A 12,449-nucleotide genomic window follows, 5' to 3' on the forward strand; every position below is an offset into this window, starting at 1 on the left:
TTTACGAAGTCAATGGCCTGACAGGGCGCGTCACATAGGTCTTCAGCGCAAGATGCACCTGCAACGCCTGGTCGCCGTGCCGCCACTGCTTCCCGACCAGCGCCGAGATCCGGTCGATGCGCTGGTAGAGCGTGTTGACGTGGACGTACAGGGCGGCGGCGGTACGCGACAGACTGCCGTCGCAGGCGAAGTACTCCAGCGCCGTACGGACCAGTTCGCTGCCGCGCGCCGCGTCGTGCTCCACGAGCGGCCCGATCGTCCGGGCCACGAATCGGTCCAGCTCGCGGCGGTCCGCCTGACCGAGGAGGATGCCGTGGATGCCCAACTCGTCGCGGCAGGCGCCCTCTCCCGCCCGGTCGAGAGCGAGCAGCACGTCCAGGCAGCGGGCGGCGTCGCGGTGCGCCTCGACCACGGCCGCCGCGCCCGGCACGGCCGCCTCCGCGCCCACGGTCACCCTGCACCCGCCGCTCCCGGCGGTCAGGACGTCGGCGAGGGTACGGGCGGCCCTGCCCGGGTCGTCGGCGCCGGGCAGGACGACGACGGTGTTGCCTCCGTACTCGCCCGCGATCCCGCCCAGGCGCCCGGCGTGAGCGCTCGCCAGTTCCGTGATCCGGCGTCTGCGGTCGGGGTCCTCGCCACGCGCCGCCAGCACGATGTGCGCGTCCTCCAGGTCGAGACCGACCAGAGCGGCCCGACGGCGCAGCCCGTCGGGGTCGCGGTGCGGCGCGCCCAGCAGGTCGTCGAGGATCTCGCCGCGCAGCCGCTGCTCGGCCTCGGCGACCGACCGCTCTCCGAGCAGCATCAACGCGGCCGACTGGGCGGCCCGTTCGAGGGCGTGGACATCGGTGGCGTCGAGTCCGCCGCGCACGAAGAAGAGCGTGCCCAGGTGTTCGCCGACCGCGACGATGGGGGTGACGCACGTGCCGCCGCGGGTCACGGAGGTCCGCCGGGCGCGCACCTCGCTCAACTCCCGCTTCCACGACGCCGGTTCGGGCGGCTCCTCGCCTGCGGCCGCCAACGGGCGGTCGTGCGCGTCGACGACCAGGACACTGCCGCGCAGCACCTCGGCGAGGGCTTGCGCGAGCCCGGCGGCACCGCCGCCCTCCAGGGCGACGGCGGTCAGCCGCTCGTGGACGGCGGCGGCCTTGCGCACCTCCTCGAAGAGTGTGGCGTTCTCGATGGCCAGCGCGGCATGGTTGGCCAGCGAGATGAGCAGCTCGACCTCCTCGGGCGAGAACGGCCGTACGCGCCGGTTGGCGACGAACAGCACGCCGTACACCTGGTCGCCGAACTTCAGCGGCACGCCCTGGATGGCCACCAGTCCCTCGGCGGCGATGACTCCGTCCACGTAGTCGGAGTGGGCGAAGCGCTCGTCGTTGGGGTAGTCGGCCGTGTGGTAGGGCTGGGCGGTCTCGGCGACGAGCCCGCCGAGACCGGTGCCGACCGCGAGCCGGCCGTTCTTGAACGGATCGGTCGTGATGCCGTCGGTGACGCGGACGTATGTGTCGCCCGCCTCCGGGTCGGAGAGCAGCAGATACGCGACGTCCGTGCCGACGAGGGTGCGCGCCCGGCGGACGATCGCCTGGAGGACGTCCTCCAGGTCGCGCAGCGAGGCGAGGTCGCCTGCCGTCTCGTAGAGCCCGGCGAGCGCGGCCTCGCGGCGGCGATGGGCCGCGAGCCGGGAGCGTATCTCCAGGGCGTCGTCGACGAGTGCCCCGTCCGCCGCGACGGCGTGGAACGCCGATTCGTCCGCCTCCTCCCGCAGGAGTCGGAGCAGGGACCCGGTGGCCGTGTGCGTCGTCGTCACAGGGCCAGTGATACCTCACGCCCGCTGTTTCTCCGATAGGGACGTGTCCTCCGTCAGCGAGGCCGGATGTGTGGAGGATTTCTCCGTCAGCCAGGTCAGGAACCCGGCTGCCGTGCCCCACACCCCGCGCCTCAGCAGCAGCACCGCGGCGATGAAGACGGTGCCGGTGACGAGCTGGACGGACTCGAAGCCCGCCGTGGACAGCCAGTCCTCCAGCCGTACGACGACGGCGGCGCCGACGACAGGACCCCACAGCGTGCCGATGCCGCCGAGCAGCACCATCACCACCGCCTTGCCCGAGGTGGTCCAGTAGACCTCCTGGAGCGAGGCGAAGCCGTGGTTGATCGCGTGGAGTCCGCCGGCGATCCCGGTGAGGAAGGCGGAGCCGGTGAAGGCGGCGAGCCGGTAGCGGTCGGCGCCGTAGCCGAGGGCACGCGTGCGCTCAGGGTTGTCCCGCACGGCGGTGAGGACCCGGCCGAACGGCGAGCGCGCAGCCCGCCAGGCCGCGAAGAGGCCGAGCAGCACCAGGGGCAGGGCGGCGTAGTAGAAGACGAAGCTGTCGTTCAGGTCGACGCCGGGGAGGTCGCGCGGAATGGCCTGCAGCCCGTTCTCGCCGCCGGTCACGTCCTTCCACTGGTTGGCGGTGAAGTAGACGAACTGGGCGAAGGCGAGCGTGACCATCGCGAAGTAGATGCCGGTGCGGCGAACCGCGAGGCAGCCGATCGGCAGGGCGAGCGCGGCCGCGGTCAGCGCCCCGCCGAGGACGGCGACCGGGAACGGCAGTCCGGTGTGGATCGCGATGAGCCCGGTCGCGTAGGCGGAGGAGCCCCAGAAGGCGGCGTGCCCGAACGAGAGCAGTCCGGCGTAGCCGATGAGCAGATCCAGTGCCACGGCGAACAGTGCCCAGCACAGGATGTCGGTGGCGACGGGCGGATACAGCAGCCAGGGCAGGGCGAGGGCGCCCAGGAGCCCGGCGGCGAGCAGCGGCAGTCCGCCTCGTTCCACGGCGTACTTGACGATCACGTGAGCCCTTCCTTGCCGAACAGCCCGGCCGGGCGGGCCAGCAGTACGACGGCCATGAGCAGGAACACCGAGGTCTGGGACAGCGCCGGGACATAGAGATTGCCGAGCGCCTGGAGCATGCCGATGGCGAAGCCGGCGGCGACAGCGCCCGGCACCGAGCCGAGGCCGCCGATGACGACGACGGCGAAGACCGTGATGACGAGATCCGCGCCCATCTGGGAGTTGACGGCGCGCATGGGCGCCGCGAGGACCCCGGCGAAGGCAGCGAGCGCGACCCCGAAACCGAAGACGGGGGTGACCCAGCGGCCCGTGTCGATGCCCAGGGAGCGGGTCAGTTCGGGGCGTTCGGTGGCAGCCCGCACGATCGTGCCCGCCTTCGTACGGGCGAGGAGCAGCCACACCGTGCAGCAGGCCACCGCCGAGACGCCGAGGGCGAAGACCTGGTAGGCGGGGAAGGTGAAGGCACCGAGGTCGAGCGAGCCGGGGAAGGGCCCGCTCGTGTACGGCCGGGACGCCGAGCCGTACTCCGCCCTCAACAGGTCCTGGCAGACCAGTGCGATGCCGAAGGTCAGCAGGAAGCCGTGGAGCGGATCGAGATCGGCGATCCGCCGGATGAGCGTGCGCTCCACGAGGACCCCCGCGGACCCCAGCGCGAGCGGGACGAGGAGCAGCGCCCACCAGAAGCCGAGCCCGGCCGCGTCCGCGAGCCACACCGCGCCGAAGGCACCGAGGGTGTGGACGGCGCCGTGGGCGAAGTTGATGACCCGGAGCATGCCGAAGATGACGGCGAGGCCGAGGGCGAGCAGCGCGTAGAAACCGCCGCTGACCAGCCCGTTGAACGCCTGTTGCAGAAAGCCGGTCATGACAGCTTGCACGCCGGGTCGGCAGCGGCGAAGGCCTGTGCGGCCGGGATCGTGCTGACCAGCTCGGTCGTGTCCGCGGGGTCGGAGCCGGGCTGCTTCACGCGGGCGAGGTAGGCGTCGTGGGTGACCCGGTGGTCGGCGGCCCGGACCGTGGCGTTGCGGGCGAAGACGTCGTCGAACTGCATGCCGTCCAGCTGCTTGCGCACGGCAGCGGGGGCGTCGCTCCCGGCCCGCTGGACAGCCTCCAGGTACTGCGTGGCCGCGGAGTAGTTGCCGGCGTGGTCGAAGCTGGGCACCTTGCCCGTGCGTTCCCTGAAGCCCTTCGACCAGGCCTTGGCCTTTGCGTCCATGTTCCACCACCAGGCGCTGGTGAACTGGGCGCCCGCCAGCTTGTCCGCGCCGATCGCTTCGATGTCGGTGTCGGAGATCAGCCCGACGGCGAGTCCGATGCCCTTGTCCTTCAGCTTGAACTGGTCGTACTGCTTCACGACGTTGACCAGGTCGCCGCCCGCCTGGAGGACGCCGAGGACCTGCGGTTTCGGCTTCATCGACGACGCTTTGAGCAGGAAGGTGGAGTAGTTGTCGTTGGGGAAGGGCGTCGGGTCCTTCCGGACGACCGTGCCGCCCGCGCCCTTGACCGCCGCCTCGAAACCGGCGCTCATCGCCTCGCCGAAGGCGTAGTCGGGGTAGAGCAGGTACCAGCTCTTGCCGCCCTCCGCCGTGACGGTCGCGCCGGTGCCGTGGGCGAGCATGTACGCGTCGTACGCCCAGGCGTAGGTGTACGGATTGCAGGCCTTGCCGGTGAGTTCGGGGGTCGCGGCGCCGACGTTGAAGTACAGCTTCCTCGCCTGGCCCGCGACGGTCTGCACGGCGAGGGCCGCGCTGGAGGTCGGAACGTCGAAGAGCGCGTCGGCGCCCTTGCGTTCGTACAGCTCGCGGGCCTTCGTCGAGGCCGTCTCGGGCTTGTTCTGGTGGTCGGCGGACAGGACCTGGATGTCCTCGGCGACGGCCTTGTCGCCGTACTTCTTCCGGTAGTCGTCGACGGCCATCTTCACGGCCTCGACGGAGCCGGGGCCGGTGAGCGAGGCGTACACCCCGGACAGGTCGGTGACGACTCCGAGGGTGACCTTGCCGCCGCTGATCTTCCCGCCGGAGGACGACGGGCCGCCTCCGCCGCAGCCGGCCACAGTGGCGAGGAGCGCGATCGCCGCGGCCGAGGCCGTGAGGGCATGCCGAACGTGGGTCATGGCTTTCCTTTCAGAGGTGCGTACGTGCTACAGACCGAGGCGGTCGAGGAGTTCGTGCTCCCGGTCCCGTACGGCGGAGTTGTCCAGGGACTCGACGACGTGGCCGCGGTCGAGGAGGTGGTGGCGGTCGGCGACGGTGACGGCGAAGCGGAGGTTCTGCTCGACGAGGAGCACGGTCACGCCGTGCCGTTTGGCCTCGCGCAGGACGTCGCCGATGCGCTGGACCATGACGGGGGCCAGGCCCTCGGTCGGCTCGTCGCACAGCATGATCCGCGAACCCATGCGCAACACCCGTGCCAGTGCGAGGAGTTGCTGCTCACCGCCCGACAGCCGGGCGGCCGGGGTGCGGCGGCGCTCGGCCAGCACGGGGAAGGTGTCGTGCACGCGCTCCAGCGGCCAGCCGTGCGCCCGGTCGCTGTACGGGAGGGCGAGGTGCTCCTCGACGCTGAGCCCTGCGTAGATGCCGCGGTCGTCGGGGACATGGCCGAGGCCGAGGCGGGCGCGGCGGTGGGCAGGGAGCCGGTGGACGCTCCGGCCGGCGAGGGCGATGCGGCCGGTGGCCTGCCGGTGCAGGCCCATGAGGCAGCGCAGGAGGGTCGTCTTGCCTGCGCCGTTGCGGCCGACGAGGGTGGCGATCTCGCCCGGGGCGACGTCCAGGGACACCTGGTGCAGGGCCTGGGCCTGCCCGTAGAAGGCGTCGAGGCCCTCAACGCTCAGCGCCGCGGCGGGTGCGGTCGGTTCGGGCCGAGCGGTGGCGGCGTCACTCATGGCCCGCCCCCAGATACGCCTCGACGACCCGCTCGTCGGACCGGACGTCGTCGTACGGGCCGTCGGCCAGGATCCGGCCCCGCTGCAGCACGGTGACGCGGTCCGCGAGCGAGGCGACGACCTGCATGTTGTGCTCGACGAGCACGACCGTACGGCCCTCCCCGACACGGCCGATCAGTTCCACCGTCCGCTCCACGTCCTCGACACCCATCCCCGCGGTCGGTTCGTCGAGCAGCAGCAGCCGTGGCTCGAGGGCGAGCGCGAGGGCGAGTTCCAGGGCGCGCCCCCGCCCGTACGGAAGCCGTCCCGCGGGTTCGTCCGCCCAGCGGCCGAGGCCCACCTGGTCGAGCAGTTCCCGCGCCCGCTTGCGGTGCCGGGCGAGGGTCCGGTCCGAGCGCCAGAAGGCGCGGCCGAGCGGACTGCCGGACATCAGCGCCAGCTCCAGGTGCTCCACGGCACTCGCGTGCTCGAAGAGGCTCGTGACCTGGAAGGAGCGGGCCACGCCGAGGCGGGCGATGCGTTCGGGCGGGCGGCCGGTGATGTCGTGTCCGCCGAGGAGGATGTGGCCGGCGGTGGGCTTCACATGGCCGGTGAGGAGGTGGAAGAGCGTGGTCTTGCCCGCGCCATTGGGCCCCACCAGTGCGTGCACCGTGCCTTCGGCGATCCGCAGATCGACCGGGCCCACGGCGGTGAAACCCCCGTAGTCCTTGGTGAGCGCCCGGGTTTCCAGCACGGGACGGCTGATCAGGGTCATGCCGACCTCGAATGTTCCGGTTCGACACCGGCGGTCGCCGGCGTGGCTCCGACCGTAGGAACGAGCCGCGTCGCAGGGCGACGGAGAAAGTCTCCACTCCTGCGGACGCGACAGCGTGGGACCGCTCCATGGCGCCCGGTGCGTCCGGCGGCGAACGATGTCGGTCGTTACCCGGCAGTCACCACCACGCTTCCTGGAGGTTTCGGTGCCCTCGTACCGCCGCACGACCACCCCGCACCGGAGGGTGTCGTGAATCTCGCGCGTCTGCTGTCGGACACCGCGGCCCGGCACGCCGGCCACCCCGCCCTGCGACTGGACGACGAGGTGGTGTCGTACGCCCGGCTGGAGCGGGACGCCGCACGTGCCGCGTCCTGTGTGCGCGCGCTCGGTGTCCGTCCGGGCGACCGGGTCGGGTTGTGCCTGCCCAACGTGCCCGCGTTCGCGGTGCTGTACTACGGCATCCTGCGGGCGGGCGGTGTCGTCGTGCCGATGAACCCGCTGCTCAAGGAGCGGGAGACGGACTACTACCTGGCGGACTCGGGCGCACGGCATCTGCTGGGCGCGGACCGGGACTGGCCGGCGGTGCTCGCCGGGCACGAGCCGTACGACGACGTTGTCGAGCGCTCCCCCGACGACACCGCCGTCATCATCTACACCTCGGGCACCACCGGCCGTCCGAAGGGCGCCGAGCTCACCCACGGCAATCTGCTCCGGAACGTCACGGCCACCAACGCCTCGCTGCTGCGCCTCACCGAGCACGACGTCCTTTTCGGCGGGCTCCCTCTCTTCCACTCCTTCGGCCAGACCTGCGCTCTCAACTGCGCGGTGGCGGCGGGTGCTTGCCTCACCCTGCTGCCGCGCTTCGACGCGGGCCGGGCGCTGGAGATGCTGGTACGTGACCGGGTCACCGTTTTCGAGGGCGTACCGACGATGTACGCGGCGCTGCTCGCCCACCCCTCGCGGTCCTCCGCGCACCGCGAGCATCTGCGGCTCGCCGCGTCGGGGGGCGCGGCGATGCCCGTGGAGATCCTGCATGCCTTCGAGGAGGCGTTCGACTGCCCCCTGCTGGAGGGCTACGGCCTGTCGGAGACGTCGCCGGTCGCCACCTTCAACCGGCCCGAGGGCCCGCGTCGGGCGGGGACGATCGGCGTGCCGATCGAGGGCGTCCGCATCCGGATCCAGGACGACGCCGGGCGGGAAGTGCCCGACGGGCGGCCGGGCGAGGTGGCGATCAGCGGCCACAACATCATGAAGGGCTACTGGAACCGCCCCGATGCCACCGCCGAGGCGATCCAGGACGGCTGGTTCCGCAGTGGTGACCTGGGCGTGCGCGACCCTGACGGGCTGATCCGGATCGTCGGCCGCAAGAAGGAGATGATCATCCGCGGCGGGTTCAACGTCTATCCGCGCGAGGTCGAGGAGGTGCTGTACGAGCATCCGGCGGTCGCCGAGGCCGCGGTGCTCGGCGCCCCGCATCCCGAGCTGGGCGAGGAAGTGACCGCCGTGGTCGCGCTCAAGCCGGGCCACGCAGCGGCCGTCGCCGCCGACGAACTGCGGGAGTTCGTCAAGGCGCGCGTCGCTCCGTACAAGTACCCGCGTCTGGTGCGGATCACCGACGCGCTGCCGAAGGGACCCACGGGCAAGATCCTCAAGCGGGAGATCACTCCGCCCGTGCTGCCGATCCCCTGAGTCCCTTCGGCCCCCACAACAAGCCGAAGGAGCACGAACGATGAGGTTCCGCTCGCACAGGAGACCGAAGAACCTGAGAGCCGCCGTCGTCACTCTCGCCGCCGCCCTGGTCGCGACCGTCGGGCTCGGCACGCCTGCCCAGGCCGCCGAGCCCGCGCTGCCCCGACTCAACATCACCGACACCTACATCACCGGAATCTCCTCCGGCGGTTTCATGGCGTCCCAGCTGCAGGTCGCCTACTCCGGCACCTTCGAAGGCGCGGGCGTCTTCGCCGCCGGACCCTACTACTGCGGCAAGGGAGGCATCGTCACCGGCCTGATCGCCTGCGGTACGGGCCTGATCTCCACCGACCCCGAGGGCATCGAGGAGATCGCCCGCCGCTGGTCGGCCCAGGGGAAGATCGACCCGGTCGCCAACCTGGCGGGCAAGCCCGTGTACACGTACCACGGGACCAAGGACCCGCTGGTCCAGGACCGGGTGAGCGACGAAGGGGTGCAGTTCTACCGGGACTTCGGGGCCCGGACGCTGTACCACGACACGGACCCGGCGGGCCACGGCTGGCCGACCCCGTACGCGCCGCTGTCCTGCGGCACCACGTTCTACCCGTTCCTGATCAACTGCGGGAACGACCCGCAGGGCGAGATGCTGACCCACTGGCTGGGCAGTGTGAAGCCGCCGGCCGCGAGCCAGACCGGCACGCTCAGTGAGCGCGACCAGGACCGGTACGTTCCCGGCGGCTGGGCGCAGTGGTACAGCCTGGGCAGCAAGAGCTTCCTCTACACCCCGAGGTCCTGTGCCCAGGGCGCGGAGTGCAGACTGATCGTCGCCCTGCACGGCTGTCTCAGCGACAACAAGTTCGTCGGCGACCGCTTCGCCCGTGAGTCCCACCTCAACGAATACGCCGACACCAACAACCTCGTGATCCTCTATCCGCAGACCGACATCAGCATCATTCGCGGCAACCCCCAGGGCTGCTGGGACTGGTGGGGCTACACGGGCGGCGACTACGCCCAGAAGTCCGCACCGCAGATGCGCGCCATCGTCAACCAGATCCACGCACTCGGCGGCTGACCGCCGCAGCGACCCGAGGGGAACCACAGATGACCAAGCCGGCCGAGTTCGACCTCCCGGTGGGCGGCGGGACGCTGCGCGTCCTGCGCTTCGGCGAGGGACCGCGTGCTGCCGTCGCGGCGCACGGCATCACCGCGTCCGCGATGTCCTTCGCCGCCGTGGCCCGCCATCTGCCGCCGGACTGGTCGCTGTTCGCCCTCGATCTGCGGGGCCGGGGCCACAGCGCGTCGGTCCCGGGCCCGTACGGTCTCGACACCCACGCCGCCGACCTCTGCGCGGCCGCGGAGCGGTGGGGCGACGGCGGACCCGTCGCCCTCACCGGCCATTCCATGGGGGCGTACATCGCGCTGCGCGCCGCGGCCCGGCGCCCGGAGCTGTTCGACCGTCTGCTCCTCGTCGACGGCGGCCTGCCGCTCCCGGTCCCGCCGGACGCCGACCCCGACGCCCTCCTCGACGCGTCCCTGGGCCCGGTGCTCGACCGGCTCTCGCGGACGTACCCGAGCGACGAGGCGTACGTCGACTTCTTCCGGGCCCACCCGGCGCTCGGCCCCAACTGGAACGACGACATCGAGGCGTACGTCCGCTACGACATCACGGGCCCGGACGGCGCCCGCGGCTCACGCGCCCAGGAGGGCGCCGTCCGGCACGACGGCCGGGAACTCCTCACCTCGGCGATGGCCTTCGACGCTGACCTCGCCGCACTGTCCGTACCGACCCGCCTGCTGTACGCGCCTCGGGGCCTGATGGGCACGGAGCCCGGCATGCTCCCGGCCCCGCTGGTCGCGCACTGGACCGCCCGGGTGCCGCTGGCCACCGAGCCGGTGCCGGACTGCAACCACTACACGATCCTGATGGGCGCCCCGGCGAAGACCGTCGCGGACCGTCTGACCTCGCCCCTGCAATAGGTGCGTCATACATCCGGACGCGCCCGCCGAGAATCAGACATATGGTGCATAAGTGCCGGTCTGACGGCCAAGGAGGCGCTGATGTCCGAACTCATCGTGATCGGGTACGACGACGCCGCAGCGGAGAAGCCCATGACGGAGATGCAGCGCCGCGGCGGCACGATCCTCAAGACCTCGCTCGCCGCGAAGGAAGAGCAGGAGCGCGCCGAGCAGCCGGCCGGCTCCGAGTAAGGCCGCCCCGCGGCTCCGTGCAGGGCGTGGCCCCGTGGGCGTGGCCCTCCTCCAGGGCGTGACTCCTGGTAGGCGTACGCCCGCCTCTTCAGCGTTCCACCGCATGTTCTGGAAGGGTCCCGATGCACCCCGTACTCAGCTCCGATACTCTCGCCCGGCTGCGCCGGCAGCGCCCCTATCCGGCGGTGTCGGTCCTGATGCCCACGCACCGCCGTGATCCGGACAGCGCTCAGGATCCCGTCCGCCTGCGAAACCTGATGGCGGAGGCCAAGGAGCAGTTGGAGGCCGATCCGGCCGTCACCCGGGAGACCCGGATCGACGTGATCAAGCAGCTCGACCAGGCGCTGTCGGAGATCGACCTGGTGCACGCCGAGGACGGCCTGGTCGTCTACGCCGCACAGGGAGAGCACGAGGTGTGGACGCTGGGCCGCAGCGTGCCCGAGCGTGTCGTGCTCTCGGACACGTATCTGACCCGCAATCTCGTCTCGGCCCAGGCCGCCGAACGGCCCTTCTGGCTGCTGGCCGTGTCCTCGGACCGGGTCTCCCTGTGGAGCGGCGGACCGGACCGTGTCACCGAGGAGAGCACGGGCCCCTTCCCGATGACACGGGTCCGCGAGAACGAGGACGTCGAGCGTGAGGAGCGCATCGGCAACGTGCCCAGCGCGTTCACCGACGAGGAGACCCGCCACTTCCTGCGGGAGGCGGACCACGCGATGAGCGGCGTGCTCAAGTCCGACCCCCGGCCGCTCTACGTGGCCGGCGAGGCGGCCGCGCTCTCCCTCCTCGGCGACGTGGGCACCGTGGCCAAGGGCGCCACCGCCCAGGTCCCGCACGGCGGGCTGGCGTCAGGTCCGGCCGACGCCGTGTGGCAGGCGGTGCGACCGCATGCCGAGGCCCAGGCCGAGAAGGACGTCTCCGCTGTGCTGGAGGAGCTGGACAAGGCCCGCGGCCGCCGGACGTTCGCCGCCGGCGTCGACGAGATCCGGCAGAACGTGACGGAAGGCCGGGTCGCGCTGCTGGCCGTCGAGGAGAACTACCGGGAGACCGTACGCGACTCCGGCGGCCACCTTCTCCCGGCGGAGCCCGGTGACATGGACGCCGTCGACGACATCGTCGACGACATCGTCGAGCAGTCCCTGGAGACGGGCGCGGAGGTCCGCTTCGTACCCGACGGCACGCTCGCCGAGATGGGCGGCATCGCGAGCACCTTGCGCTACTGAACGCGGCCGCACCGGGGGTGGCCCGATCACCACAGGTGAAAGGACAGAACCTCATGACCTCCTGCCGGAAGAGTCCGTGGGGCGGGCGGCGGTTGGCGGCCGCGGTGCTGACGCTGGTCGCCGTCACCACGGGCACGGCCGCCCTGGCCTCGTGCGACACGGGCGGCGATTCCAGCGGCACCGCGCCGGTCAGCCCCCGTCCGACGCCGCCCCACACCGCCTCGTTCACGGGCACCCCGCCGTCCGCACTGGCCTCCGCCGAGGCCTCGGCTCGCGCGAGGGCCTCCGCCGCGGCGTCGTCCGCGTCCGCTGCCGCGTCCTCGCTCGAGGCATCGGTCTCGGCCGAGGTCGCCCGCGCGAACGCGGCGGCCGCCGAAGCGCTGAAGAACGTGGAGGGCGGCGGCAACGCACGGTCCGACGTGTCGCTGACCGGCAAGCCGGTGTCCGAGACCGGCGGGCTCCAGGTCGTCGTGGTCACCATCACCAACCGCACCCAGCAGAAGGCCTCGTACGCCGTGCAGGTCGACTTCAGCGACTCCTCGGGCAAGGTGGTGGAGAGCCGCATCGTCGGGGCGGAGAATCTCGCGCCCGGGGAGCAGGCCCAGCCCCTGGCCATCAGCCGGAAGCCCGCCGACATGAATCTGACGCCCACCGTCGCCAAGGCGCAGCGCTACTGACGTCCGGCTCCCGTCGCCCCGCGCGGACGTCCCCCGTCCGTCGCGCGCGTCGCGCGCGCGTCAACGTCTTCATGAACGTGACTCCACCCATGCCTGAAGGACTTTGTTGGCGGATTCGGTGGGCTATGCGGCGAGTTCCAGTCCGAGGCGGGCGAATCTGCTGATGTGGGTGGTGCCGATGGGAGTTTCGGCC

Annotated in this window: 12 protein-coding genes; 6 read left to right on the forward strand and 6 right to left on the reverse strand. The window is 71.6% G+C overall.

Annotated elements, in window-relative coordinates; genetic code table 11:
* Nucleotide 1: 1 nt before the first annotated feature.
* From ACWCP0_RS20060 to ACWCP0_RS20085, 6 genes are read right to left on the reverse strand one after another with little or no spacing between them, the layout of a single operon-like run.
* Nucleotides 2–1,807 (reverse strand): helix-turn-helix domain-containing protein, encoded by a 1,806-nt coding sequence (locus ACWCP0_RS20060; protein WP_451080133.1) that lies wholly within the window; start codon nt 1,805–1,807, stop codon nt 2–4.
* A 15-nt stretch (nt 1,808–1,822) separates the two neighbouring features.
* Complete coding sequence (locus tag ACWCP0_RS20065) at nt 1,823–2,830, reverse strand: branched-chain amino acid ABC transporter permease (RefSeq protein ID WP_451080134.1); 1,008 nt, start codon at nt 2,828–2,830, stop codon at nt 1,823–1,825.
* Complete coding sequence (locus ACWCP0_RS20070; RefSeq protein WP_451080135.1) at nt 2,827–3,693, reverse strand: branched-chain amino acid ABC transporter permease; 867 nt, start codon at nt 3,691–3,693, stop codon at nt 2,827–2,829. Before ACWCP0_RS20070 ends, ACWCP0_RS20065 begins: the two co-directional genes overlap by 4 nt.
* Nucleotides 3,690–4,940: an ABC transporter substrate-binding protein gene (locus ACWCP0_RS20075; protein WP_451080136.1), complete on the reverse strand. Its 1,251-nt coding sequence runs from the start codon at nt 4,938–4,940 to the stop codon at nt 3,690–3,692. Before ACWCP0_RS20075 ends, ACWCP0_RS20070 begins: the two co-directional genes overlap by 4 nt.
* 27 nt (nt 4,941–4,967) lie before the next feature.
* Complete coding sequence (locus tag ACWCP0_RS20080) at nt 4,968–5,708, reverse strand: ABC transporter ATP-binding protein (RefSeq protein WP_451080137.1); 741 nt, start codon at nt 5,706–5,708, stop codon at nt 4,968–4,970.
* A complete protein-coding gene (locus ACWCP0_RS20085; protein ID WP_451080138.1) occupies nt 5,701–6,462 on the reverse strand; it encodes an ABC transporter ATP-binding protein in 762 nt (253 codons plus the stop codon). The genes ACWCP0_RS20080 and ACWCP0_RS20085 overlap by 8 nt, the downstream gene beginning before the upstream one ends.
* Before the next feature lie 249 nt (nt 6,463–6,711).
* On the opposite strand from ACWCP0_RS20085, the gene ACWCP0_RS20090 reads away from it, so the two are divergent.
* The 6 genes from ACWCP0_RS20090 (at nt 6,712) to ACWCP0_RS20115 (ending at nt 12,256) form a co-directional block, all read left to right on the forward strand.
* On the forward strand, nt 6,712–8,151 hold the full coding sequence (locus ACWCP0_RS20090) for a long-chain-fatty-acid--CoA ligase (RefSeq protein WP_451080139.1): 1,440 nt from the start codon (nt 6,712–6,714) through the stop codon (nt 8,149–8,151).
* A gap of 40 nt (nt 8,152–8,191) precedes the next feature.
* Nucleotides 8,192–9,223: an extracellular catalytic domain type 2 short-chain-length polyhydroxyalkanoate depolymerase gene (locus ACWCP0_RS20095; RefSeq protein ID WP_451080140.1), complete on the forward strand. Its 1,032-nt coding sequence runs from the start codon at nt 8,192–8,194 to the stop codon at nt 9,221–9,223.
* Nucleotides 9,224–9,252: 29 nt separating this feature from the next.
* Nucleotides 9,253–10,128, forward strand: a complete 876-nt coding sequence (locus ACWCP0_RS20100; RefSeq protein ID WP_451080141.1) for an alpha/beta fold hydrolase — start codon at nt 9,253–9,255, stop codon at nt 10,126–10,128.
* A gap of 81 nt (nt 10,129–10,209) precedes the next feature.
* Nucleotides 10,210–10,359, forward strand: a complete 150-nt coding sequence (locus tag ACWCP0_RS20105) for a hypothetical protein (RefSeq protein ID WP_451080142.1) — start codon at nt 10,210–10,212, stop codon at nt 10,357–10,359.
* Nucleotides 10,360–10,481: 122 nt separating this feature from the next.
* Nucleotides 10,482–11,579, forward strand: coding sequence for a baeRF3 domain-containing protein (locus ACWCP0_RS20110; protein ID WP_451080143.1), 1,098 nt, complete (start codon nt 10,482–10,484; stop codon nt 11,577–11,579).
* A 53-nt stretch (nt 11,580–11,632) separates the two neighbouring features.
* Complete coding sequence (locus ACWCP0_RS20115; RefSeq protein WP_451080144.1) at nt 11,633–12,256, forward strand: hypothetical protein; 624 nt, start codon at nt 11,633–11,635, stop codon at nt 12,254–12,256.
* Nucleotides 12,257–12,449: the final 193 nt, after the last annotated feature.

The organism is Streptomyces sp. NPDC001970 (assembly GCF_053594115.1).